Origin of the sequence: Oerskovia sp. Root22 (assembly GCF_001429135.1) — a bacterium.
GTDB classification, from domain to species: domain Bacteria; phylum Actinomycetota; class Actinomycetes; order Actinomycetales; family Cellulomonadaceae; genus Oerskovia; species Oerskovia enterophila.
Genome location: NZ_LMIL01000010.1, coordinates 1 through 25,707, shown reverse-complemented (window position 1 = coordinate 25,707; position 25,707 = coordinate 1). Strand labels below are relative to the sequence as shown.

Annotated in this window: 12 protein-coding genes and 2 pseudogenes; 13 read left to right on the top strand and 1 reads right to left on the bottom strand. The window is 71.2% G+C overall.

Annotated elements, in window-relative coordinates; all coding sequences use genetic code 11:
* The first annotated feature begins 203 nt into the window (after positions 1-203).
* The 10 genes and pseudogenes from ASE15_RS13925 (at position 204) to ASE15_RS21220 (ending at position 21,193) form a co-directional block, all read left to right on the top strand.
* Entirely contained in the window at positions 204-1,466 is a 1,263-nt protein-coding gene (locus ASE15_RS13925) for a Gfo/Idh/MocA family protein (RefSeq protein ID WP_082618455.1), read from the top strand.
* Entirely contained in the window at positions 1,463-3,121 is a 1,659-nt protein-coding gene (locus ASE15_RS13920; protein WP_056763896.1) for a sugar ABC transporter ATP-binding protein, read from the top strand. The genes ASE15_RS13925 and ASE15_RS13920 overlap by 4 nt, the downstream gene beginning before the upstream one ends.
* Positions 3,118-4,263 (top strand): ABC transporter permease, encoded by a 1,146-nt coding sequence (locus ASE15_RS13915; RefSeq protein WP_082608495.1) that lies wholly within the window; start codon positions 3,118-3,120, stop codon positions 4,261-4,263. Before ASE15_RS13920 ends, ASE15_RS13915 begins: the two co-directional genes overlap by 4 nt.
* The gene (locus ASE15_RS13910; protein WP_056646354.1) at positions 4,260-5,381 is read left to right on the top strand and encodes an ABC transporter permease; all 1,122 of its coding nucleotides are present in this window, start codon (positions 4,260-4,262) and stop codon (positions 5,379-5,381) included. The genes ASE15_RS13915 and ASE15_RS13910 overlap by 4 nt, the downstream gene beginning before the upstream one ends.
* A 717-nt stretch (positions 5,382-6,098) precedes the next feature.
* Positions 6,099-6,584, top strand: a pseudogene (locus ASE15_RS21525) (substrate-binding domain-containing protein); the annotation flags it as partial.
* A 270-nt stretch (positions 6,585-6,854) separates the two neighbouring features.
* Positions 6,855-7,214: pseudogene (locus ASE15_RS13895) on the top strand (ABC transporter substrate-binding protein); the annotation flags it as partial.
* Between the two features lie 197 nt (positions 7,215-7,411).
* The gene (locus ASE15_RS13890; protein ID WP_056763889.1) at positions 7,412-8,275 is read left to right on the top strand and encodes a sugar phosphate isomerase/epimerase; all 864 of its coding nucleotides are present in this window, start codon (positions 7,412-7,414) and stop codon (positions 8,273-8,275) included.
* A 215-nt stretch (positions 8,276-8,490) separates the two neighbouring features.
* Positions 8,491-14,472 (top strand): ThuA domain-containing protein, encoded by a 5,982-nt coding sequence (locus ASE15_RS13885; RefSeq protein ID WP_235534461.1) that lies wholly within the window; start codon positions 8,491-8,493, stop codon positions 14,470-14,472.
* Between the two features lie 210 nt (positions 14,473-14,682).
* Positions 14,683-15,489, top strand: a complete 807-nt coding sequence (locus ASE15_RS13880; RefSeq protein WP_056763885.1) for a hypothetical protein — start codon at positions 14,683-14,685, stop codon at positions 15,487-15,489.
* A gap of 184 nt (positions 15,490-15,673) precedes the next feature.
* Positions 15,674-21,193 carry a ThuA domain-containing protein gene (locus ASE15_RS21220; RefSeq protein ID WP_082618454.1) on the top strand — a complete coding sequence of 1,840 codons (5,520 nt, stop codon included), beginning with the start codon at positions 15,674-15,676 and terminating at the stop codon, positions 21,191-21,193.
* Positions 21,194-21,363: 170 nt separating this feature from the next.
* On the opposite strand, the gene ASE15_RS13870 is transcribed toward ASE15_RS21220, so the two are convergent.
* Positions 21,364-21,957: an N-acetyltransferase gene (locus tag ASE15_RS13870; RefSeq protein ID WP_056763882.1), complete on the bottom strand. Its 594-nt coding sequence runs from the start codon at positions 21,955-21,957 to the stop codon at positions 21,364-21,366.
* 219 nt (positions 21,958-22,176) lie between these two features.
* Between ASE15_RS13870 and ASE15_RS13865 the strand changes: the two genes are divergently transcribed.
* The 3 genes from ASE15_RS13865 (at position 22,177) to ASE15_RS13855 (ending at position 25,267) form a co-directional block, all read left to right on the top strand.
* A complete protein-coding gene (locus ASE15_RS13865; protein WP_056646374.1) occupies positions 22,177-22,368 on the top strand; it encodes a DUF1059 domain-containing protein in 192 nt (63 codons plus the stop codon).
* A gap of 182 nt (positions 22,369-22,550) precedes the next feature.
* The gene (locus ASE15_RS13860; RefSeq protein ID WP_056763876.1) at positions 22,551-23,336 is read left to right on the top strand and encodes a LamB/YcsF family protein; all 786 of its coding nucleotides are present in this window, start codon (positions 22,551-22,553) and stop codon (positions 23,334-23,336) included.
* Entirely contained in the window at positions 23,333-25,267 is a 1,935-nt protein-coding gene (locus ASE15_RS13855; protein ID WP_056763874.1) for an urea amidolyase family protein, read from the top strand. The genes ASE15_RS13860 and ASE15_RS13855 overlap by 4 nt, the downstream gene beginning before the upstream one ends.
* Positions 25,268-25,707 lie beyond the last annotated feature (440 nt).

Below are 25,707 nucleotides of genomic sequence, written 5' to 3'. Positions count from 1 at the left end.
CCACCAGGGAGGGCGCCCTTCCTGCGTGCCCTGGACAGGGTTCGGCACCCGGGCTCAGAACGTCCCGGCACGCTGTGCGTCACGGTTCCACCGCACGACAGTAGGCCTCGGCAATTGTTTAACCGATGGAGTTACCTAACGGTGACATCCAACATTCGGCTTTTGCTTGACGCTCGACATAAGTCGGCCCTACGGTATGGGACATGCGAGCCGAAGAAGTCGCGCGGGACCACGGGGCTGTCAGCGCCCCCACCACCAGGACGGAGCCGTCCTCCCTGAACGGCCGTGCCGTCGTGGACGCCGCGACCACCCCAGTTCTTGTCCACCCCGCGAGCGACCTGCTCCCGAGCCGACTGCCCGCCGCGGGCTACCGCGCAGGGATCATCGGGACCGGGTTCATCGGCGAGGTCCACGCCCGCGCGATCCGCACGGCCGGGGGAGACCTCGTCTCGGTCGCCGGCATCGACGCACCGGGGGCGCGAGAGGCCGCCGCCGACCTCGGGGCGCTGGGGTACGCGGCCACGTCGCAGGAGCTCATCGACGACCCGGACATCGACGTGGTGCACATCTGCACCCCCAACTTCCTGCACGTCCCGCTCGCCACGGCAGCGCTGGCCGCGGGCAAGCACGTGGTGTGCGAGAAGCCCCTCGCGATGGACCTCGAGGGCGCGGTAGCCCTCGCCGGTCTCGCCGAGGAGGCCGCAGCCGCGGACGGCCGCGTCGCCGTCGTGCCCTTCGCCTACCGCTTCCACCCCATGGTCCGCGAGGCTCGCGCCCGGGTCCGCAGCGGCGCGGTCGGCACCATCAGCCTCGTGCACGGCTCCTACCTCCAGGACTGGCTCCTGCGGGCCAGCGACGACAACTGGCGCGTCGACCCCGCGCTCGGCGGCGCGAGCCGCGCGTTCGGGGACATCGGCTCGCACTTCTGCGACCTCCTCGAGTTCACGACGGGCCAGCGCATCGTGCGGCTCGTCGCGCAGACCGCGACGATCAACGCCGAGCGCACGGGCGCCGACGGGCGCCCCGCCGCGGTCCGCACCGAGGACGCCGTGACCCTGCAGTACGAGACCGACGGCGGGGCGCTCGGCTCGGCGGTCATCAGCCAGGTCTCGGCCGGCCGCAAGAACCGGCTCTTCCTCGAGATCTCGGGCTCCGAGTCGACGCTCGCGTTCGACCAGGAGGGTCCCGAGACCCTCTGGGAGGGTCGCCGCGACACGAGCCGCCTGCTCATCCGCAACCCCGAGGCCCTCTCGCCCGAGGCTGCCCGCTACTCCCGGCTCCCCGCGGGACACCCGCAGGGATACCAGGACTGCTTCAACGCCCTCGTCGGCGACACCGCGGCGGCCATCAACGGGCAGACGCCCGACGGGCTGCCCACGTTCGCCGACGGGCTCCGGGCCGCGCACCTCGCCGAGGCCGTCGCCCGATCCGCACGCACCGGCACCTGGGTGGAGGTAGGAGCATGACCGCATCGACGGCAGCGGGAGGCGCGAGCACCACGGGCGCGCCCATCCTGCAGCTGCGGGGCATCGGCAAGGTCTTCTTCGGCAACTCGGTCCTGCGCGGCATCGACCTCGACGTGCGGCCCGGTGAGGTCCACGCGCTCGTCGGGGAGAACGGCGCCGGCAAGTCCACGCTCATGAAGATCATCGCCGGGGTCCACAAGCCCGACTCGGGCACCATGGAGCTCGACGGGAAGCCCGTCGCGTTCGCCTCGCCGCTCGCGGCCCAGGCCGCCGGCGTCTCGACCGTCTTCCAGGAGTTCAACCTCCTGCCCGAGCGCACGGTCGCCGAGAACGTCTACCTCGGCCGGGAGCCCCGCCGGCTCGGGATCGTCGACGCAGGGCGCATGGCCCGTGACACCGACGCCCTGCTCGCGGACCTCGGCCTGCACGGCCTCGCGTCCTGGATGCGGGTCGGCTCGCTGTCCGTCGCCGAGCAGCAGATCGTGGAGATCGTCAAGGCCGTCTCCTACGACGCGCGCATCATCTCGATGGACGAGCCCACGGCCGCGCTCGCCGACCAGGAGGTCGAGCTCCTCTATGCGCTCGTCGAGCAGCTGAGGGCGCGCGGCGTCGCGATCCTCTACGTCTCGCACCGGCTCAAGGAGATCTTCGACCTCTGCGACACCATCACGGTGCTCAAGGACGGCGACTTCGTGCTGACGACCGCGACGGCCGACATCACCCCGGACCGCCTGGTGCGGACCATGGTCGGGCGTGAGTTCGCGGGCTACTACCCGGACAAGGACCCCGGCACGGTGCCCGGCGCGGTCAAGCTCGCGCTCGAGGGCGCGGGCAACACCCAGGTCGACGGGATCGACCTCGAGGTCCGTGCGGGCGAGATCGTCGCGCTCGCGGGCCTCCAGGGCAGCGGCCGCACCGAGATCGCGCACGGCGTGTTCGGCGTCGCCCCCTTCACGCGCGGCACGATCCTGCTCGACGGCAAGCCCGTCACGGTCTCCTCGGCCCGCGAGGCGGTCCGCAAGGGCCTGGCGCTCGTGACCGAGGACCGCAAGGCCGAGGGGCTCGCGCTCGAGCAGTCGATCTCCGCGAACGCGCGGCTCGTGCTCGACTCCGTGACCCCGGGGTCCTCCGACCGCCGCGCCAAGGCGATCCCCGGCATCCTCTCGTCGCTCGACCTGGTCTCGCGCTCCAAGGACGCCGAGGTGCAGTACCTCTCGGGTGGCAACCAGCAGAAGGTCGTCCTCGCCAAGTGGCTCGTGACCGACCCCTCGGTGATCGTGCTCGACGAGCCCACGCGAGGGATCGACGTCGGCGCCAAGCGTGCGGTCTACGACCTCATGCGGACCCTCACGGCTCGCGGGGTCGCGATCCTGCTCATCTCCTCGGAGCTCCCCGAGGTCGTCGCCATGGCCGACCGCATCCTCGTGATGCGCGACGGCCGCCTGGCCGGGGAGCTTCCCGCGGGCAGCGACGAGGAGACCATCATGGCGATGGCCACCGGGGCGGGGGACACCTCGGAGCACGTCGAGGTCGACCTCTCCGCCCTCGACGTACCCGTGGGCAACGCAGCCCGCGCACCCCAGTCCGTGCTGCCCGGCGGAGAGCCCGCCTCACCCCGGCACGCGCAGCGCGACACCACCCAGGAGGACCAATGAGCACCGCGGTGAGCACCGCCTCGCCCTCGACGGGGAGCGCGAAGTCGACCTCCGGCCCGCGCCGGCGCCGGCTCGGCTCGACGGGGATCGTCTACCTCGCCCTCGTCGGGATCCTCGTGATCTCGGCAGGACTGGTCGCGGCCCAGGGCGGCAACTTCTTCAGCCAGGGCAACCTGTTCTACCTGCTGTCGCAGACGAGCCTGCTGGGCTTCGTCGCGATCGGGCAGACGTTCGTGATCCTCTGCAAGTCGCTCGACCTGTCGGTCGGCTACGTCGTGGCCTGGTCGTCGCTCGTCGCCGCCACGACCATGGCCGGTGACCCGTCGCGCATCTGGCTCGGCGTGGTCGCGGCCCTCGCGGTCGCCGCGGGAGTCGGCCTGGTCAACGGCCTGGTGATCTCCAAGCTCCGCGTGAACTCGTTCATCGCGACGCTCGGCGTCGGCCTCATCATCAAGGGCTACCTCGACACCCAGTACAAGGGCCCGTCGGGCGAGATCCCCAAGGCGTTCCAGTCCTTCGGCTACACGCGCATCGGCCCGGTGCCGATCTCGGTCATCGTGCTCGCGGTCGTCATGGTGCTCGGTGTGGTCCTGCTGACCCGCACCCGCCCCGGCTATCACATGTTCGCGGTCGGCGGGAACATCGACGTCGCCCGGCTCTCGGGCATCCGCACCGACCGGTCGATCATCCTGGCCCACGTCCTGTGCTCGCTGTGCGCGGGCGTCGCCGGTCTCCTCATCGCGGCTCGCTTCGGCACGGGCAACGCGCTGGTCTACACCTACGGCTATGACCTCAACTCGATCGCGGCCGTCGTGCTCGGCGGGACCCTGCTCATGGGTGGGCGCGGCTCGATCATGGGCACGATCGCGGGTGTCCTGATCCTCGCCTCGCTCGACACGGTGTTCAACGTCCTCGACGTCAGCCCGTTCTTCAAGGACGTCCTGCGCGGCGCGATCATCATCGCCGCGGTCGCGATGTACGCCCGTCGTCAGATCGACCCCGCGAGCAGCAGGGCGAGGTTCCGGGCACTGGCCCAGTCCGTCCGTCCTGGCGGCGCGCGGGGCGGGCAGGCCCCTCCGGGCTCCACGTCCACGTCCGCCCCGTCCACGTCCACCTCGTCCGGCAAGGAGGCCACCCGATGACCGCGAGCACGTCCGCGACCACGCCGAGCGGCACCGGCGCGTCCGGCGCACCGCAGCCGGGGTCTTCGCCCAGCGGCTTCTCCCGCCTGGTGCAGCGCGCCACGTCGGGCAGCTCCTGGACCGTCTACGCCCTGCTGATCGTCGTCTTCGTCGCGATCCTCGTGATGAACCCGTCGTTCGGCGAGCCCATGTCGCTCATGGCCTTCCTCAAGAAGGCGGCGCCGCTGATCGTCCTGGCGATCGGCCAGTACTTCGTGATCGTCTCCGGGGAGTTCGACCTCTCGGTGGGCTCGCTCGTGGGGGCGCAGGTCGTCATCGCGGCCAAGCTCATCGACGGCGAGGAGTCCATGACCTGGCCCGTGATCGGGTTGATGGTCCTCTTCGGCCTGGGGATCGGGCTGATCAACGGTCTGATCGTCACGTTGCTCAAGGTCCCGTCGTTCATCACGACGCTCGGCATGATGCTCGTCCTCTACGGGGCGATCCGCCTCTGGACCGGTGGGGCGCCCACGGGCTCCCTGACCGAGGGCTTCCGCCAGTGGGGGCGCGGCGGGTTCCCGGACACGCCCGGTCAGTTCCAGGTGCCGTACGCGGTGCTCATCACGCTCGTCCTCGGCGTCGTCGCCGTGATCGTCATGCGTCGCCCGTACGGTCGCACGCTCGTCGCGACCGGTGACAACGACGTGGCGGCCTCCTACTCGGGCGCCTCGGTCTGGTGGGTGCGCACGCGCGCCTTCCTGTTCTCGGGCTTCATGGCCACGGTCGCGGGCATCCTCATCGGCGGCTACGCCGGTGTGACGGCCCAGGTCGGCGAGGGGCTCGAGTTCATGGCGATCACGGCGGTCGTCCTGGGCGGCGTGGTGTTGGGTGGCGGCCGTGGGTCGGTCGTCGCGGCCATGGCCGGCGCGCTGACCCTCGAGGCGCTGTTCACGCTCTTCAACCAGCTCAGCCTGCCGTCGACGATCCGCCCCGCGGTCCAGGGCGTGATCATCATCGCGGCCGTGGCCTACGCCGCGATGCCGCGCAAGTCCAAGGCAGCGTCTCCGAGCGCCCCGACCACCCCGGCAGGGGTCCCCGAACCCACCGTCCCCAAGGAGCCCCAGCCAGCAGCGCCCTAGTCCTCCGGTCACCCCCCGGAACGCCACACAGATCCGTCCCCGACAGGTCGTCGCACCCGCTGCGACGGCAGGACAAAGAAGTCTCTCGATCATCAGGAGAAGGAACATGCGACGCTCTCGAGTTCTCATGGCAGGGGCCGCGACCGCGGCACTGCTGTTCACCGCTGCGTGCACCACCGACGCGCCCGCCGACACCCCGGACGCGGGTGCCGCGGCCACCGAGGAGTCCACGGAGGAGTCCAACGAGTCCGGTGCGAACAGCCAGTGGTTCGTGCAGGCCGACTACGAGCGCCAGCTCGCGCAGCGCTCGGCGGTCCCCGAGGGCCCGGCCGACCAGCCGTGGCTGCAGGCGATCGACCCCGAGTANGTTCGTGCAGGCCGACTACGAGCGCCAGCTCGCGCAGCGCTCGGCGGTCCCCGAGGGCCCGGCCGACCAGCCGTGGCTGCAGGCGATCGACCCCGAGTTCGTGGACACCGCGCAGTACGCGAAGGAGGGGGGCAAGAAGCTCTGCTTCTCCAACGCCTCGGTCTCCAACCCGTGGCGTGTCACGGGGTTCATCACGATGCAGCAGCAGGTCGAGGTCCTCAAGGCCTCGGGCGAGATCTCGGAGTTCCGCGTCTCGGACGCGGCCGACGACGACAACAAGCAGATCTCCGACATCCAGGCGTTCGTCGAGGCCGGTGACTGCGACGCGATCATCATCTCGCCCTCGACCNCTTCATCACGATGCAGCAGCAGGTCGAGGTCCTCAAGGCCTCGGGCGAGATCTCGGAGTTCCGCGTCTCGGACGCGGCCGACGACGACAACAAGCAGATCWCCGACATCCAGGCGTTCGTCGAGGCCGGTGACTGCGACGCGATCATCATCTCGCCCTCGACCACCGCGACCCTGACCCCGGCGGTCGAGGCGGCGTGCGAGAGCGGCAAGCCCGTGATCGTGTTCGACCGCGGCGTSAACTCCGACTGCATGGTCACCTACATCCACCCGATCGGTGGCTACGCCTACGGCGCCGACGGCGCCGAGTTCCTCGTCGAGAACCTCGAGCCCGGCTCGAAGGTCCTGGCGCTGCGCATCCTCCCCGGTGTCGACGTGCTCGAGAACCGTTGGGCCGCCGCGGACAAGATCTTCTCCGAGAGCGAGATCGAGGTCGTGGGCCAGGAGTTCACCGGTGGTGACGGCGCCAAGATCAAGGACATCGTGACNTGGGCCGCCGCGGACAAGATCTTCTCCGAGAGCGAGATCGAGGTCGTGGGCCAGGAGTTCACCGGTGGTGACGGCGCCAAGATCAAGGACATCGTGACGCAGTACCTGCAGCGCGGTGACGTGGACGGCATCTGGATGGACGCCGGCGACGGCGCCGTCGCGGCGGTCGAGGCGTTCGAGGACGCCGGCAAGCCCTACCCCGTGTTCATGGGCGAGGACGAGCTGAGCTTCMTGCGCAAGTGGCAGGAGACGGACATGACCGCGCTGGNTGGATGGACGCCGGCGACGGCGCCGTCGCGGCGGTCGAGGCGTTCGAGGACGCCGGCAAGCCCTACCCCGTGTTCATGGGCGAGGACGAGCTGAGCTTCATGCGCAAGTGGCAGGAGACGGACATGACCGCCCTGGGTGCGGTGTACTCCAACTTCCAGTGGCGCACCCCGATCCTCGCAGCCCAGAAGATCTGGAACGGCGAGCAGGTCCCGGCCGAGTGGGTCCTGCCGCAGTCGCCCATCACGGGCGAGGACCTGGACGCCTACCTCGAGGCCAACAAGGACATGCCGTCGCTGCACTACGCCAAGTTCGGTGGCGAGGACCTGCCCGGCTACCCCGAGGCCTGGACCGACCGCTGACCCCAGCGACGGCCCGACCGCACCACGGGTAGCCCGCGGCTCGGCCCCTCGACCAGCTCGAGGGCCGGGCACGGCCCACCCGAGCACGACCCGCACGTCCCACCCACGGTGCCCGACGACGTAGCCCGCCCTCCGCGCGAGGGCGAGCTCCGGCGTCGGGCACCCGGGTGACGCACCCACCGACGAAAGAGAGCAACGTGGCTCGCACGCGCCCCCTCGGGGTCAACACCTGGGTGTGGACCTCACCCCTGACCGACGGCTCCCTCCGCGAGATCGCACCGCGCGTCGCCGGGTGGGGATTCGACGTCCTCGAGCTGCCCGTCGAGGACGTGACCGACTGGAACCCGCAGCAGGCCGCGCGAGTCCTCGCGGACAACGGCCTCGGTGCGTCGGTGTCCCTCGTCATGGGCCCCGGCCGCGAGCTCGTCGCGGCCGACGCCGGCACGGTCCGCCGGACCCAGGACTACCTGCGCCAGGTGATCGACATGGCGGCCACCGTGGGCTCGGGCGTGATCGGCGGACCCGCGTACGCGTCCGTCGGGCGCACGTGGCGGCTGACCCCCGCCCAGCGCGAGGCGGCCAACGCCGAGCTGGTCGAGCACCTCGCCCCCGTCGTCGACCACGCGATGGCCGCGGGCGTACGGATCGGCCTCGAGCCGCTCAACCGCTACGAGACGAGCCTCGTCAACACGGTCGACCAGGGGCTCGCGGTCGTCGCGCCGCTGCCGTCGGCCGGGATCGGGCTGATGCTCGACATCTACCACATGAACATCGAGGAGACGGACCTGGCGGCCGCAGTGACGCGCGCCGGGGACCGGATCGCGCACGTGCAGGTCTGCGGCAACGACCGCGGGGCCCCCGGCAGCGACCACCTCGACTGGCACGCGTTCCTCGGCGCGCTCGACGCCACGGGCTACGACGGCTCCCTGTGCATCGAGTCGTTCACCGCCGACAACGCGACCATCGCGACGGCCGCCTCGATCTGGCGTCCGCTCGCCCCCACCCAGGACGCCATCGCAGTCGATGGCCTGGACTTCCTGAAAGGACTGATGCGCGGCTGATCGATCGGTAGGAACACCGACGGCGCCGGCACGCCGTGGGACGACGTATCTCTTCACAGCACGTGCGCCCCGTTCACCGACGAACAGGGCACGCAAACCACGTGCCGACTGCCCTGGAGGCAAGACACATGAAGGCTGCGCGACTTCCCCTGCGGGGAAGAGCCGTCGCGGCGCTGACCATCGGAGCACTGGCGTTCACCCTCGCGCCCGTGACCATGGCAGCTGCCCACGACGGACCACACGAACCCGGTGACGACCGCAAGGTCCTCATCTTCACCAAGACGACCCAGTTCCGGCACTCCGAGGCGATCACGCAGGGCACCCCGGTGCTCGAGGCCGCGTTCGCCGACGTCGGCATCGCGTCCGACCACACCGAGGACTCCTCGGTGTTCACCGACGCGGGCCTGGCGGAGTACGACGCGCTGGTGATGTTCCAGACGTCGGGCGACCCGTGGAACGCCGACCAGAAGGCCGCGCTCGAGCGCTACCAGCAGGCCGGCGGCGGCATCGTCGCGATCCACAACGCGACCGACATGCGCGGGAACTACGGCTGGTGGGACGACATGATCGGGGCGCTCATGCCCGGTCACGCGGCCACGGGCAACAGCCCCGGCCTGCCCGGCACGGTCCGCGTCGAGGACCGCGTCCACCCCTCGACCAGCCACCTCGACCAGCGCTGGAACCGCGCGGACGAGTGGTACAACTACTCGGCCAACGTCCGCGGCAGCGCGCACGTGCTCGCCACGATGGACGAGTCGACCTACGACGCCGGCGGCAACAAGATGGGCGCCGACCACCCGATCTCGTGGTGCAAGCCCTACGACGGCGGCCGCGCCTGGATGACCGGCATGGGCCACTTCGGTGCGCACTTCACCGGTGAGCCGGACCTGGTCCAGCACATCGTGGGCGGCGTCCAGTGGGCGTCCGGCCAGGTCGCGGGCGACTGCGGCGGCACCGACTGGGGCCAGTTCGAGAAGGTCGCGCTCGACACGAACACGAGCGCACCGTTCGGCATGGACGTCGCTCCCGACGGCCGCGTGTTCTTCACCGAGCTCGTGCGCGGTCAGATCCGCGTCTACGACCCGCGCACCCAGAACACCTCGACCGCGATCACCATCCCCGTGTACTCCGGCGGTGAGGACGGCCTGCTCGGCATCGCGCTCGACAAGGACTTCGCGACCAACGGGTACCTGTACCAGTACTACTCGCCGGCCAGCGCCAACGACTCCGACCCGGCGAACTTCTTCAACCGGATCTCGCGCTTCACCGTGACCGACGGCGGTCCCGGTGGCACCGTGATCGACCCGGCGTCGGAGAAGGTCCTCATCGAGGTCCCGGCCGGGCGTCTGCCCGACGAGCCGGGTCACACCGGTGGCAGCCTGATCTTCGACGACCGCACCGGTGACCTGTACATCGGCGTGGGCGACGACGTGAACCCGCACTCCGAGCCCTCGGGCGGCTACGCGCCGATCTCCGAGCGCCCGGGGCAGCAGCACGACGCCCGCGCGACGTCGGCCAACACCAACGACCTGCGCGGCAAGGTGCTCCGCATCCACCCCGAGGCCGACGGCACGTACACGATCCCCGAGGGCAACCTGTTCGCCCCGGGCACCGAGAAGACGCTGCCCGAGATCTACGCCATGGGCTTCCGCAACCCGTTCCGGTTCACGATCGACCCCGCCACGGGCAACCTCGGCGTGGCCGACTACTCGCCCGACAACGGTTCCGACAACCTCGCGAACCGCGGCCCTGCGGGCATCGCCGAGTGGAACTACATCCAGGAGCCGGGCTTCTTCGGCTGGCCCCTGTGCATGGGCAAGAACGAGCCCTTCCGCGACGTCGACTACCGCACCAACCCGGTCACGGTCGGCGCCTTCTTCGACTGCGCCAACCCGGTCAACGACTCGATCCTCAACACGGGTCTGACGCAGCTCCCGCCGGCCCAGCCCGCGGACATGTACTACGGCTACCAGCGCACCTCGGCCCCCGGCGTCATCAACGCCGGTGGCGGTCTCGCACCCATGGGTGGTCCGTTCTACAGCTACGACGCCGACCTCGTGTCGGACACCAAGTTCCCGGAGTACTACGACGGCAAGCCCTTCTTCTACGAGTGGGCACGCAACAAGATGTACTCGATCGACCTCAAGGACGCGACGCCGCAGGGCGCAGCGGTCGAGAAGGTCAACCCCTTCCTGTCGAACGAGCAGTTCCTCGCTCCGATCGACTCGACGTTCGGCCCCGAGGGCGCGCTCTACGTGCTCGACTGGGGCGGCGGCTTCGGCCGTGACAACCCGAACTCGGGCCTGCACCGCATCGACTACATCTCCGGTTCGCGCTCCCCGGTGGCCAAGCCGGCCGCCACGCCGGACTCGGGCACGGCCCCGCTGACCGTCACGTTCGACGGCTCGGCGAGCACGGACCCCGAGAACGAGGCGCTCACGTACGCGTGGGACTTCGACGGTGACGGCACGACGGACTCGACCGAGGCCAAGCCGACCCACACCTACACCGAGAACGGCGTGTTCGACGCCCGCCTCACGGTCAAGGACCCCTCGGGCAAGGTCGGTACCGCCACGGCGCCGATCACGGTGGGCAACACGCGCCCCGAGGTCGACTTCAACCTGCCGCCGACCGGGTCGTTCTTCGACTTCGGCGACCGGATCGACTGGGACGTCTCGGTCACCGACGCCGAGGACGCCTCGATCGTCGACGAGAACGTCATCATCCAGCCGGCCCTCGGTCACGACGCGCACGCGCACCCGTCCGAGCCGCTCCACGGCACGACGGGCTCGGTCGAGACCGGCCTCGGCGGCGGGCACGGCGAGGACATGAACGTCTTCTACGTGCTCGACGCCCGCTACACCGACGGTGGCGGCGAGGGCGGCGTGCCCGCGCTGACCGGCTCCGACACGACGCTGGTGTTCGGCAAGAAGCGTGAGGCCGAGTTCCAGACGGCCTCGCAGGGCACGACCCAGCTCCCGAGCCGGGACGTCGAGGGCGGCGGTTCGGTCATCACGGGCAAGGACGGGGCCTGGTCCTCGTACGACCCGTTCAACCTCCACCAGATCAGTGCGCTGTCGCTGCGCGTCTCGGCAGCCCAGGCGGGCACCGTCGAGCTGCGTCGTGACGCTCCCGACGGCGAGCTCCTCGCCACGGCCTCCGTCCCGGAGACCGGGCTGGGGACCTTCACCGACGTGCGCGTCGACGTGGCGGACCCGGGCGAGAGCTTCACCCTGTACGTCGTGTTCCCCGGTGCGGGCGAGCGTCGCCTGAACTTCATCGAGGCGCACGGCAAGGGCATCTCGGCCACGACCCGTCCCGAGGTCGTCGTGACCGCCCCCGAGGCGGGCGTCCAGCTCGAGCAGGGCGAGATCACGGTCTCGGCAGACGCGACGGACGCCGAGAACACGGTCACGCAGGTCGAGTTCTTCGTCAACGGCCAGTCGATCGGCACGGACACGTCCGCGCCGTACACGACGACGTGGAACGTGACGGCGGACAACTACTACAAGCTGACCGCGGTCGCCACGAACGACAAGGGCCTCACCACGAAGTCCCGCATCGTCATGGCGCAGGTCGGTGACCTGTTCGCCGGCATGAAGACCTACACCAACGCGAACGGCACGTTCGAGCAGCTGTCCGAGGGCAAGTACCTCGTGACGTCTGCGGGTGCCAACATGTGGCAGGGCACCGACGAGTACTCGGCCATCTACAAGGAGGCCGGTGCGGACGAGAAGTGGTCCGCGACGGTCAAGGTCAACAGCCAGGGCAACCCCAACGGGTCCGCCAAGGCGGGTCTCATCGTCCGCAACGACGTGACGCAGCCGGGCAAGTCGCCGGGCTACGCGGCCCTGGGCATCCGTCCGAACGGTGGTTTCGAGTGGCTGCGCGGCAACGCCGCGGGGCAGCTCGTGACGTCGTCCGCGGCGAGCTCGACGAGCTACCCCGCGTGGGTGCGGATCGAGCGTGACGGCGACCTGTACACGGCGTCGTGGAGCAAGGACGGCGAGAACTTCACCCAGATCGGCGACCCGGTGTCCCTGCCGGGTGCGGCGTCGGTCCAGGACGTCGGCCTGTTCGTGACGGCGCACAGCTCGAGCACGAGCGCGGTCGAGTTCCAGGACTTCACGTTCGACGACGACCCGGTCGACCCGACCGAGCCGGGTACGGGCACGCCGCCGCAGTGCGCGGCGCAGAAGTCCGACGAGTTCGACGCCCCGTCGATCAACACCGGTCGCTGGACCGTGGTGCGCACCGCACCCGGGAAGTCGATCACCGTCGTGGACGGCAAGGCGGTCCTGCCCGTCGTCCAGGGCGACATCAACGAGGCGGTCCCGGGCCCGATCAGCTACCTGGGTCAGCCGGCACCTGCCGGGGCGTGGGAGATCCAGACCAAGGTCGAGGTCCCGCTCGCACGGCACTGGCAGCACGCGGGTCTCCTCGTGCACGTGAACGACAACGAGTACACCAAGTTCGCGTTCACGAAGAACCAGAGCGGGGCTCGTTTCCTCGAGTTCCAGACCGAGACCGGCGGTGCGCGCACGTGGCACGGCCAGACGGACGTCGCCGCGAGCTTCCCGTCGTCGGTGTACCTCAAGCTGACCTCGACGGGTACGGCCATCACGGCTGCGTACTCGGCGGACGGCCAGACGTGGACCGCGATCGCGGGCTCTGCCCCGGTCAAGGCGAACGCGACCTTCGGCGTCATCGCCGCGGGCGACACGGGCACGGCCGACTCGGTCGCGCTGGTCGACTGGTTCAAGGTCACGCCGGACTCGACGGACGACGGCACGCGGGTTCCTTCTGACGAGTTCGACGGCACCTCGCTCGACGGCTGCCGCTGGAACAACGTGGTCCGCTACGACGCCTCGAAGGTCGAGGTCGCCGGTGGCGAGCTGCGCATCACCACCCAGCCGGGTGACATCAACAACAACAACCCGGTCAGCCCGCGCAACTTCGTGCTCCAGGCTGCCCCCGAGGGCGACTGGGTCGCGGAGACCCGCTTCAATGCTCCGCTGCTGCACCGTTGGCAGTACGCGGGTCTGATGGCGTACGGCGACGACGACAACTACGTCAAGCTCGACGTGGTCGCCAAGAACCAGCCGGGCACCCCGCTGAACCTGGGTGCCGAGCTCGCGTCGGAGAAGAACGCGGCCTCGAGCGGCGGCAACCGCCAGCTCGAGATCGCCGACACCACCGAGTCGGGCTACTGGTACCTGCGCATGGAGAAGGTGGGCAACACCTACCAGGGCTGGGTCAGCGACGGCGGCGTGAACTGGACGTCCCTCGGGGCGCCCGTCACGAACGACGCGGCACTCACGTCCTTCGGTCTCGTGGCCATCGGCCCCGAGCAGGAGGTCCCGGTCACGGTGGCGTTCGACTGGTTCCACGTCACCACGGGTGACGAGGACACGCAGGCGCCGGTCGTGACCGTCGCCCAGGACCCGGCAGCCGGCGCGTCCGGCTGGAACACCGGGGCCGTGACGGTCTCCGCGACGGCCACCGACGACGTCTCGCAGACGCCGTCGATCGAGGTCAAGGTCGCCGACGGCGACTGGGCCCCGTACACGGCCGGCGTGGCGCTCACGACGGACGGGGAGCACACGCTCGCCTTCCGGGCGTCCGACGAGGCGGGCAACGTCTCCGAGGAGGTCGCCCACGTGGTCAAGATCGACGCCACGGTGCCGACGGCCACGGCCGAGCTCGCCGAGCGCACGGTGACCCTCGCGGGCGCCGACGCAGGTTCGGGTGTCGAGCGGGTCGAGTACCGTCTCGCCGACACGGCCGAGGGCGAGTGGCTCACGTACGGCGAGCCGCTCGTGGTCGGGGACGGGGCCGTCGAGGTCTCGTACCGCGCGGTCGACGTCGCCGGGAACGTGAGCGAGCCGCTCACCCTCTCGGTGCCCGCGGTCGAGGGCGGGGTCTCGGCCGAGGTCGTGGCCAAGACCCAGTGCACCGCAGGCAAGGTGCTCGTCAACGTGCGGGTCGTCAACACCGACGACGCGCCCGCGACGATCAAGGTGAGCACGCCGTTCGGGACGAAGACCTTCACGGGTGTCGCTCCGGGCAAGTCCGCGTCGCAGACGTTCAGCTCGCGTCTCGGGGCGATCGAGGCGGGTTCCGTCACGGTCACCACGACGATCGGGGACCGGACGTCGACGTACACGGTCGACTACGCGGCTGCTTCCTGCGGCTGATGCACGAACGGCAGGCGTCGCCCCCTCGGGGGCGGCGCCTGCCGCGCACGTCGTCCCGCCCGTGACGGCCCGACGGCGTACGGCTCTGACAGCGCTTCCCTGCCCGGTCTCCCGGCAGGCCTCTTCCGTACACCCGCATCAACCTCCGTCTTCGTGCCGGGCGCCCGCGCCGGCACGAACCTCCCGCCCCCGACAGACAGGAACCGACCCGTGGCGCAGAAGACCGCAGCACGACGCAGCAAGGCGGACCTCGCAGCCCGGTCGGCGACCGCTCGGGGAGCGGGACCCCGGTCCGGGGACGGTGCCGGCCGTCCCCAGCAGCGGCCACCGGAGCGCGCGAGCGCCCGGTGGCCGTGGAACCTCTCGCGCGCTCGTCGCGCGTGGCTCGTGGTCGCCGCCCTCGCGGTGGTCGCGGCGGTCGTCGTGGCGGTCGTCTGGGCCGTGACGCGAGGGCCCGACGACGGAGCGTCCGGCGCGTACGCCGTCGACCCCGCGCGCGTGGCCGAGCTCGAGGCCGCCGAGGTGGCGCGCGACGCCGAGAACCTGGGCGTCGTGACCGACTTCGCGGTCTCCGCCCAGGAGAGGCTCGTGCCGACCATGCACGAGCTGTCCGCGGCACTGCCGCTCGACGGCGCGCCCGGGACCCCGGCGACCCCTGAGCAGCTCGCCGCGTGGCGGGACCAGCTCGCGGCCCTGACGACCGAGGCCGAGGCCCTCCCGACGGGCGCGTCGGGGTACAACGTCACGCGCAACGGGCTGGGCGTCTCGATCGCGCTGCTGGGTGACGCGCTCGACACGCTCGAGCTCGCCGAGGGGTCGCCCGAGCCGGCCCGGGCGCAGCTCCTGGCGCTCGCGGCCGACCTGCGCCTGCGCGCCGCGGACACGTGGAGCATGGCCGCGACCCAGCTCGACGACCTGAGCGTCGCCGCAGACCAGGGGCACGTCCACGTGTTCCTCCCGCTCCACCCGGACGACGCGGGCGACGGCGCCGCGAGCCTGGGGGAGAGCGACCACTAGACCGGTGCCCGCCGGGACCACCTGCGGGTGGGCCGAGTCCCGGCGGGCACCCAGGAGCACCGCGCGCAGGAGGAGGTGAGGCGGGGACGCAGGACCGGCGGACGGCCAGGCCGCCGCCGAGGACGACGATCGACTTTCAAGGGAGAAAGCTGTGACCGTACGACACCGAAGGAGACGGGCAGGGGTGAGCGCGCTCCTGGCGCTGACCCTCGCTGCCCCGACCCTGGCCCTGACGGCGACACCCGCCGCCGCCCACGACGAGTTCTCCGTGCTCGTCTTCTCCAAGACCGCCGGGTTCCGGCACGACGCGATCCCGGCCGGGATCGCGACCATCAAGCAGCTCGGCGTGGACAACCACTTCGCCGTGACCGCGACCGAGGACGCCGGGGCGTTCACCGAGGAGAACCTCGCGGGCTACGACGCCGTCGTCTGGCTCTCGACGACCGGCGACGTGCTCAACGGCGAGCAGCAGGCCGCGTTCGAGGCCTACATCGCGGACGGCGGCGGCTACGCGGGCGTGCACGCCGCGTCCGACACCGAGTACGACTGGCCCTGGTACGGCGAGCTCGTGGGCGCGTACTTCTCGGCCCACCCGCAGAACCAGACCGCGAACGTCGTGGTCGCGGACAAGGACCACCCCTCGACCGCGCACCTGCCGGCGACGTGGGAGCGGTACGACGAGTGGTACAACTTCCGCGAGAACCCGCGCGGGGACGTGCACGTGCTCGCGACCCTCGACGAGGCGACGTACTCGCCGGGCGGTGGCGCGATGGGTGCCGACCACCCGACGGCCTGGTGCCAGGACGTGGCTGGCGGCCGCTCCTGGTACACGGGCGGTGGCCACACGCAGGAGTCGTACAGCGACCCGGCGTTCGTCCAGCACCTCCTGGGCGGGATCCAGACCGCCGCGGGCGCGGTCGACGCCGAGTGCGGCGCGACGGTCGAGAGCTCGTACGAGCAGATCACGCTCGCGAAGGGCGCCGAGAAGACCGGCGAGCCGATCGCGCTCGCGGTCCTGCCCGAGGGCGACGTCCTGCACACCTCGCGCGACGGCCGGGTCTGGTACACGACCGCGGACGCGACGACCTCTCTCGCGGGCACCATCCCGGTGTACTCGCACGACGAGGACGGCCTCCAGGGGGTCGCGGTCGACCCGGACTTCGCCGAGAACCGCTGGGTCTACCTCTACTACGCACCGCGGCTGAGCACGCCCGCGGGCGACGCCCCGGAGAACGGGACCGGCCCCGAGTCGTTCGAGGCCTTCGACGGCTACAACCAGCTCTCGCGCTTCACGCTCACGGACCAGAACACGATCGACCTGGCGAGCGAGAAGAAGATCCTCGAGGTCGAGGCCTCGCGCGGCACGTGCTGCCACGCCGGTGGTGAGATCGACTTCGACGCCGAGGGCAACCTCTACCTGTCGACGGGCGACGACACGAACCCGTTCGCCTCGGACGGCTACACGCCGATCGACGAGCGGGCGACGCGCAACCCGGCCTACGACGCGCAGCGCTCGTCGGGCAACACCAACGACCTGCGGGGCAAGCTCCTGCGCATCACCATGAAGGACGACGGGACGTACACGGTCCCGGAGGGCAACCTCTTCGCTCCCGGGACGGACAAGACCCGCCCCGAGATCTACGCGATGGGCTTCCGCAACCCCTTCCGGTTCTCGGTCGACAAGGCTACGGGCTACGTGCACCTCGGTGACTACGGGCCCGACGCGGGCGCGGCGAACCCGAACCGCGGCCCCGGTGGATCGGTCGAGTTCAACGTCATCACCGAGCCCGGCAACTACGGCTGGCCGTACTGCGTGGGGGACAACGTCCCCTACGTCGACTACGACTTCGCGACGGGCACCTCGGGCGCGGCGTTCGACTGCAGCGCCCCCAAGAACACGAGCCCGAACAACACGGGCCTCGTGGACCTGCCGCCGGCCATCGCCGCCTGGCAGCCCTACGACGGCGGCAACGTCCCGGCCTTCGGCTCGGGCGGTGAGTCGCCCATGGGCGCCGTGGTCTACAACTACGACCCCGAGCTCGTCTCGGAGACCAAGTTCCCGCAGTACTACGACGGCAAGCCCCTGCTGTACGAGTGGGAGCGGCGCTGGATCAAGGAGGCCGTGCTCAACGAGGACGGCAGCCCTGCCGGCTTCGCCCCGGCGCTGACCGGGCTGAACATCCGTCGGCCCATGAACCTCGAGTTCGGCCCGGACGGCTCGCTGTACGTGCTCGACTACGGCAGCGGCTACTTCGGCGGCGCCGCGGACTCCGCGGTCTACCGCATCGACTACGTCAAGGGCTCACGGTCCCCGGTCGCCGAGATCGAGGCGTCGGTGACCAACGGCGGCGTGCCGCTCGAGGTCGTCCTCGACGGATCTGCCTCCCAGCACCCTGAAAACCTGCCGCTCACGTACGCGTGGGACGTGGACTCGGACGGCACGGTCGACTCGACCGAGCCCGTCGTGACGCACACGTACACCGCCAAGGGCCAGTACACGGCCCGTCTCACGGTCACGGCCCCCGACGGCAAGACGGGCGTCGCGACCACGACGATCACGGTCGGCAACACCGCCCCCGTGGTGACGCTCGAGCTGCCGCAGGACGGGCAGTTCTTCGACTTCGGCGACCAGGTGCCGTTCAAGGTCACGGTCACGGACGCCGAGGACGGGACAGAGGTCGACTGTGACAACGTCGTCGTCGAGTACATCCTCGGCCACGACAACCACGGGCACCCGCTCTCGAGCGCGACCGGTTGCGAGGGCGTCCTCACGACGGTCAAGGACGAGGGCCACGGTCTCGACGCCAACATCTTCGGGGTCGTCAACGCGACGTACACCGACGGCGGAGCCGAGGGCGTGCCCTCGTTGACCGGCGACGACGAGGCCGTCCTGCACACGCGCACCAAGCAGGCCGAGTACTTCACGGCCCAGCAGGGTGTCCAGGTCGTCGACAAGGCCGCGGCCGAGGGCGCCAAGCAGCTCGGCTACATCGCCCCGGGCGACTGGTTCGCGTTCGACCGGATGAACCTCAAGGACATCACGGGCATCTCGGCGCGCTACACGTCGGGCAACGCGGGCGGCCTGATCGACGTCCGCGTCGGAGCGGCGGACGGTCCGCTCCTCGGGACCATCACGATGGGTTCGACGGGCAGCTGGGAGACTCACGCGTCGTCCGACGTCGTGCCGATCACGGACCCGGGCGGCACGAACACGTTGTTCTTCGTCGCGCGCTCGGCGTCGGGGGGCACGGGAGACATGTTCGACGTCGACTCGCTCCACTTCGCGGGCAAGGGGGCGGCGAACAACGTGGCACCGAGGCTCACGGCGGTCACGGGCACGCCCACCACGGGCGACGCCCCGCTCGACGTGACCTTCACGGCCACGGCGACCGACGCGGACGGCGACGACCTCACCTACGCGTGGGACTTCGGCGACGGCGGCACCGGGACCGGTGCCCAGGTCGCGCACACCTACACCACGGGCGGCGCGTTCACGGCCAAGGTGACCGTGACCGACCCGGCCGGCGCCTCGGCGTCGGGCACCGTGAAGGTGACGACGTTCGGCGCGCTCGAGTGCACCGAGCCCGACCCGCAGCGCGGGCCGGAGGACGAGTTCCTCGGCGCGTCGATCGACGCGTGCCGCTGGGACGTCCACAACTACCGCCCGGACCTCGCCGAGGTGCGCGACGGCAAGTGGGTCGTCACCACGACCGACGACGACTTCTACGGCACGGCGAACTCGCCCGTGCCCAACATCGTCACGACCGACCAGCCGGGCGACACCTGGACCGTGGAGACGTCGTTCACGGCGCCGCTCGTCCGGTCGGCCCAGCAGGGCGGTGTCATCGTCTACCTCGACGAGAAGAACTACGTGAAGCTCGACGTGGTCGGCAACGACGACGGCGCGGTGCGCGCAGAGCTGCGCAGCGAGGTCGGGGACGTCACGCAGAACCCGCAGCCGGGGATCGACAACCTCGCCAAGCCGGTCTACGGCGAGTACCAGCTGCGGCTGTCCCGTGCCGGTGACACGTTCACGGGCCAGGTCTCGGTCGACAACGGCCAGACCTGGGCAGCGCTGCCGGGCGGCGTGAAGAACCCGGCGGCCCAGGACGCCGGGGTCGGCGTCTTCGCGCTCGGCAAGCTCGCGGGCGCGGCGCAGATCGACGTCGCGTTCGACTACGTGCGTCTCGTGGACGGCACCACGCCGCCCACGTGCGAGGGCACGACGGCGAGCGACACGTTCGAGGGCACCGAGCTCGACGCGTGCCGCTGGTACGTCGTCAACCCCGACGCGTCCAAGCTCGCGGTGAGCGACGGCGCGCTGCGCCTGACCACCACGGACGACGACGTGTTCGGCGCGACCAACTCGACCGTGCCGAACATCCTGCGCAACAAGATCGTCACGGGTGACCGGTGGACGGTCGAGACGACCATCACGTCCGACCTCACGCAGAACTACCACCAGGGCGGCCTCATGGTCTTCAAGGACCAGGCCAACTACGTCAAGGTGGGCGTGATCCACAACGGCGCGGCTGCCGGGACCGTGGGCTTCGAGGCGCGCAGCGAGAAGGGCGACGTGGTCCAGGACCCGCAGCCCGGCGTGTCCGACCTGCCCCGCGAGGCCGACAAGACGTACCACGTGCGCCTGACGCGCGACCAGGACACCTTCACGGGCTCCTGGTCGCTCGACGGCGTCACCTGGACGGACCTCGCACCGGTCACGAACGACACGCTCGCAGGGATCGCGCCGGGGCCTTTCGCGCTCGGCAAGAACCAGACGGCTCCCACGACGGTCGCGTTCAGCGACGTCACGTTCGTCGAGGACGAGCCCGAGGTCTGCGAGCCGGCCACGCCCGCGGAGGGCTACCGCATGCTCTTCGACGGCACGGCCGAGTCGCTCGCCGGCTGGAAGATGGCCGGGCCGGGCGGGTTCGAGCTCCAGGAGGACTGCTCCATGCTGTCCACCGGGGGCATGGGCCTGCTCTGGTACCCCGAGGAGCTCGAGGCCTACAGCCTCACGCTCGACTGGAAGATGGCCGGGGACGACAACTCGGGCGTCTTCGTCGGGTTCCCCGACCCGGGCAACGACCCGTGGGTCGCGGTCAACCAGGGCTACGAGATCCAGATCGACGCGACGGACGCCGACGACCGCACGACCGGTGCGATCTACACGTTCCAGAGCGCCGACCTCGCGGCCCGCGACGCCGTCCTCAAGGCGCCGGGGGAGTGGAACTCGTACGAGATCACGGTCGAGGGGCAGCGGATCCGGGTCTTCCTCAACGGGACCCTGATCAACGACTTCACCTCGACCGCACCGTCGCGCGACCTGTCGTCCGGCTACATCGGGCTGCAGAACCACGGCAACGGTGACGACGTCTCGTTCCGCAACGTCCAGGTCAAGGACCTGACGGCCGAGCCGGAGCCCGAGGTCGAGGTCACCACGACGGTCAGGTCCCAGTGCGTGGGGCGGACCGCCAACGTCTCGGTCCGTGTGGTCAACGACGAGGACGTCCCCGCGGACATCGTCGTCACGACGCCGTTCGGCACCAAGACCTTCCTCGGCGTCGCGCCGGGGAAGTCCGCGCACCAGTCCTTCAGCGCGCGTGCCGGCGCGGTGGAGGCAGGGGTCGCACAGGTCACCGCGACGGCCGGGGGTCGGACGACGACCTTCGACGTCGCCTACGGGGCCGCGAGCTGCGGGTGACCGGGTGACCGGTCGATCAGCCGGACCGTCGAGAGAGTGACGGGCGGCGTCGCCGACCGGTCGACCGCAGCAGCGGGCGGGGCGGGATCCTTCGGGGTCCCGCCCCGTCCGTCGTCCCGTCGCCCGACGACGTCGCCCACCTCGGTGCGCGACGCGCGCCGCGCGGTGGCTCAGCCGAGCGGGCGGACCATCACGACGTCGTCGTGCGACTCGCCGCCCACGACGTAGGTCCGCGAGCCCGCGACCGCGAAGCCGTGCTTGCGGTAGAAGGCCTGCGCCCGGGCGTTCTCCCCGTTGGTGCCGAGCCACACCGCGCGGTCCGCGACGAGACCCGGTGCCGCGTCGAGCGCGGCCCGCATGAGGTCGCTCGCGACCCGCGTGCCCTGGGAATCGGGGTGCACGTAGATCTTGGAGAGCTCGACCGTGGGCTCGTCGCCGACGACCGCCACGATGTCCTGGTCGTCGGGCACGCCGCGCACGAGCAGGGCGTAGCCGACGAGACGGGAGTCCGAGGCGGTGTCGGCGCGTCCTGCGCTGCTGTCGCCGGTACCGGGGCTGGGGACGCTGACCTCGGCCAGGAGCAGCGCGTGGTCGGCGCTCTTCGCCCAGGCCACGAAGCGTGCCGGGGAGAGCTGGGTCCGGATGTGCTCGGCGACGGCCGCGGGGTCGGAACCGGGCGGGCACGCGAGGGGGAAGGTGATCGCGGCCAGCGCCGCGAGGCGCTCGGCGTCGTCGGGGGTCGCGAGGCGCAGGGAGGTCGTCACCCGCGGCAATCTACCCGGGCGCACCGACGAGCGGGAGGTGCGCTCCGCCGTCGGGCCTGCGTGCTGCGCGTGCCCCACGCCCGCAGCGCTGCCGTCCGTTGACACCTCGCCCCGCACGGAGGACGGTGGAAGCACCGGAGACGTCGCCCGCCCAGCCCACGGACGCCGCCCCGCCCGGAGCCCCGACGACGGGACCCGCGTGAGGGGAGGTGAGAACACATGAGGAAGATGGTCGACTGCCGGACCACGCCCAGCGAGATCAACTGCACGCTGACGATCGCCGGCGAGGAGGAGGAAGTCCTCGACGCCGCGTACGACCACATGATCAGCAAGCACGGACACGAACCCACGCCCCAGCTGCGTGAGGAGATCCGTGCGGACCTGGTCGACGCCGAACCCTCGATGGCCTGAGGACACTTCCCAGCGCAAGGACGAGGGCCACCGGGGCCGGACGAACCCGGGGCACAGCCGGTCGTGACCACGAAGGTCACGGCCGACAGCCGTGCTCAGGACCCCCGCAGGGTCGTCCGAGGCCCGCGGGACACCTGTCGAGGACCCTGCTGGGCGCACGCGTTCTCGGCGATGATGGGGACATGGCACACCTCACGGCGCCCGACGCGCGCCGCATCGACCTCAACGCGGACCTGGGCGAGGGGTTCGGGCCGTGGGCGCTCGCGGACGACGACGCCCTGCTCGACCTCGTGACCAGCGCGAACGTCGCGTGCGGGTTCCATGCCGGGGACCCGATGATCATGCGCGCCGTGACACGCGCCGCCGTCGAGCGGGGCGTGAGCATCGGCGCGCACGTCGCGTACCGCGACCTCGCGGGCTTCGGGCGCCGCTTCCTCGCCGTGGCTCCCGCGGACCTGACGGCCGACGTCGTGTACCAGCTCGGTGCTCTCGACGCGTTCGCGCGCCTGGCGGGGGACCGGGTCCGGTACGTCAAGCCGCACGGCGCGCTCTACAACGCGATCGTCCGGCACGAGGAGCAGGCGCGCGCCGTGGTGGACGCGGTCGCGGGATACGACCCGACGCTCCCGGTCGTCGGGATGTCCGGCTCGGCGGTGCTGCGGCTCGCCCGGGAGGCGGGGCTGCCCGTAGTGCACGAGGTCTTCGCCGATCGTGGCTACGCGCCCGACGGGTCGCTCGTGCCGAGGGGCACCCCGGGTGCGGTCCTGCACGACCCGGCCGAGGTCGCCGAGCGTGCGCTGCGCCTCGTGACCGAGGGCGTGGTGGTGGCGGCCGACGGCAGCGAGATCGCGGTCGAGGCCGACTCGGTGTGCATCCACTCCGACACCCCCGGGGCGGTCGCGCTCCTGACCGAGGTGCGCCGGACGCTCGAGGCGAGCGGTGTCGTCGTGCAGCGGTTCGGCGGATGAGCAGGCCGACCGGTGCCGGTGGGTCGCGGCTCGGTGGCACGCCGGCGGACCGTGCGGGGGAGACCGCGACGAACGGAGCGACCACGAGCGGCACGGCGGACGGGACGAGCCGGTTGCCGGTGCGCCCCTACGGCGACCGGGCGCTCATGGTCGACCTGCCCGGGCTCGACGAGGTCCACGCGCTCGCCGCCGCGCTGCGGGCGCGGCGCGTGCAGGGCGTCGCGGACGTCGTGCCCGCGGCGCGCACGGTCCTCGTGCTGCTCGACGACGTGGCGACCACCGCGGACCTGGGCCGCGTCGAGGGTGAGGTCCGCGCGGCCTGGGCCCCGGTCGCCCGACGCGCGGAGGGGGGGACGGGCGTCGCCTCGCACGCCGGCGGACCGGGCGGCGTGGCGCCGGGGGCGGACGTGGGCCCGGGAGAGGCCGCGGTCGTCGAGATCCCCGTCGTCTACGACGGGGAGGACCTGCCCGACGTCGCCGCGTGGTCCGGCCTGTCGGTCGCCGAGGTCGTCGCACGCCACACGGGACGCGAGTACGTCGTCGCGTTCGGCGGCTTCATGCCGGGCTTCGGGTACCTGAGCGAGGTGGACCCGGCCATCGCCGCACCCCGCCTCGCGACGCCCAGGACGCGCGTGCCCGCGGGGTCGGTCGCGCTCGCAGGGGACCTCACGGCGGTCTACCCGCGTGCGACGCCGGGCGGTTGGCGCCTGCTCGGGCGGACGGACGTCGAGCTCTTCGACGTCGACCGCGACCCGCCGGCACTGCTCACCGCGGGCACGAGGGTGCGGTTCCGTGCGGTCGAGCGGCTGGACGACGACGGGCCGGGCGCTGCGTCCGAGGGGGACGGGATCAGGGTCGGTGGTGACGGCGGTGATGACGGTGACGGACCGGTGCGGGGCCGTGATCACCTCGGTGTCGGTGTCGGTGTCGGTGTCGGTGTCGTCCGTGCCGGGGCCGGTGGCCTGGGGCGATCCCTCCAGGACGCACCCGTGCACGGCAGTCCTGGCGCCGCCGAGCGGACCGCCCCGGTCGGGCACCACGAGCCGCGCGGTGTCGAGGTCCTCGCGCCCGGGCTCCTCACGCTGATCGAGGACGGGGGACGCCCGGGGTGGTCCGCCGCGGGCGTCGGGCGGTCGGGTGCCACGGACCGGGGCGCCCTCCGCCTGGTGAACCGGCTGCTCGCGAACGACGAGTCGGCGGCCGTGCTCGAGGTGACGCTCGGGGGGCTCGCCGTGCGGTTCCACGAACGGGCGACGTTCGCCCTCGCGGGAGCACCGGCGCCCGCGACGCTCGACGGGACGCCGGTGGGGATGCAGGCGCTGCTCCTCGCGCGGCCCGGATCGGTACTGAGGCTGGGCTTCCCCGTCCGTGGAACGCGTACGTACGTCGGTGTGCGTGGCGGGTTCGCCGCGTCTGCGGTGCTCGGGTCGCGCTCGTACGACGTCCTTGCCGAGCTCGGCCCGGCCCCGCTGCGCGCGGGTGACCTCGTGGCGATCGGGCCGCTGCCCTCCGCCCTGCCGGTCGTCGACCTGGTGCCCGCAGGGCTCGTACCCTCGGCGACGAGCGACGTGGGGGTCGCCCTGGAAGTGCGTGCGGGGCTGCGTTCCGACTGGTTCGGCGGCGACGCCTGGGCCGCGCTGCTGGCGGGCGAGTTCGAGGTCTCGAACGCGAGCAACCGCGTGGGGCTGCGCCTCTCGGGCCCGACGATCCACCGTCGCGGCGGTGAGCTGCCGAGCGAGGGACTCGTGCCCGGCGCGATCCAGGTCCCGCCCGACGGGAACCTCGTGCTGTTCCTGCGGGACCATCCCGTCACGGGCGGCTACCCGGTGATCGCGGTGGTCGCTGCGGATGCTCTCGACACCGCGGCACAGCTCCGACCGGGGGACAAGGTCTCGTTCCGGTCCGCGCGATCGGCGCCGTCCGGTCCGTGATGCAGGCGGGCCGGCCGTGAGCCACCGGCGCCGCGGACGCTCGCCCCTGCGTGCCGCCCGCCCGGGGCAGGGGGAGGGGGCGACGGGGTGCCGAGCCGGACGGAGTTGACGGAGCCGAGGCGCACCACGTAATGTTCTCGAAGTCAGCCCGGCAGGGAGGAACAGACACCACTGCGAAGCTCCTCGGAGCCGCCGCGAAGTGGCTGGAACCCCCGGGTGACCACCCTGAAGATCTTGACGAGGCACTCGTGCGTCGCTCGATGATCGCCTGGGAGGTCGGCTCAGGTAGATCTTCTTCACCGGAAACGGTGGGTTGAGAAGCCGGAAAGAGTCTGGTAGATTAGAGAAGTTGCCCCGAGTGAAGGCCTGGAAACGGGTTGGAGTCGGTGCGTGTCGGTTGCTTGAGAACTCAACAGTGTGCTTGATAGTTAATGCCAATT

What these genes read in the sequence shown, in the direction of transcription:
- ASE15_RS13860 (WP_056763876.1), top strand. Translation starts at nt 22,551, where the DNA reads ATGGCACACCTCACGGCGCCCGACGCGCGCCGCATCGACCTCAACGCG.
- ASE15_RS13910 (WP_056646354.1), top strand. Translation starts at nt 4,260, where the DNA reads ATGACCGCGAGCACGTCCGCGACCACGCCGAGCGGCACCGGCGCGTCC.
- ASE15_RS13885 (WP_235534461.1), top strand. Translation starts at nt 8,491, where the DNA reads ATGGCAGCTGCCCACGACGGACCACACGAACCCGGTGACGACCGCAAG.
- ASE15_RS13920 (WP_056763896.1), top strand. Translation starts at nt 1,463, where the DNA reads ATGACCGCATCGACGGCAGCGGGAGGCGCGAGCACCACGGGCGCGCCC.
- ASE15_RS13855 (WP_056763874.1), top strand. Translation starts at nt 23,333, where the DNA reads ATGAGCAGGCCGACCGGTGCCGGTGGGTCGCGGCTCGGTGGCACGCCG.
- ASE15_RS13915 (WP_082608495.1), top strand. Translation starts at nt 3,118, where the DNA reads ATGAGCACCGCGGTGAGCACCGCCTCGCCCTCGACGGGGAGCGCGAAG.
- ASE15_RS13925 (WP_082618455.1), top strand. Translation starts at nt 204, where the DNA reads ATGCGAGCCGAAGAAGTCGCGCGGGACCACGGGGCTGTCAGCGCCCCC.
- ASE15_RS13865 (WP_056646374.1), top strand. Translation starts at nt 22,177, where the DNA reads ATGAGGAAGATGGTCGACTGCCGGACCACGCCCAGCGAGATCAACTGC.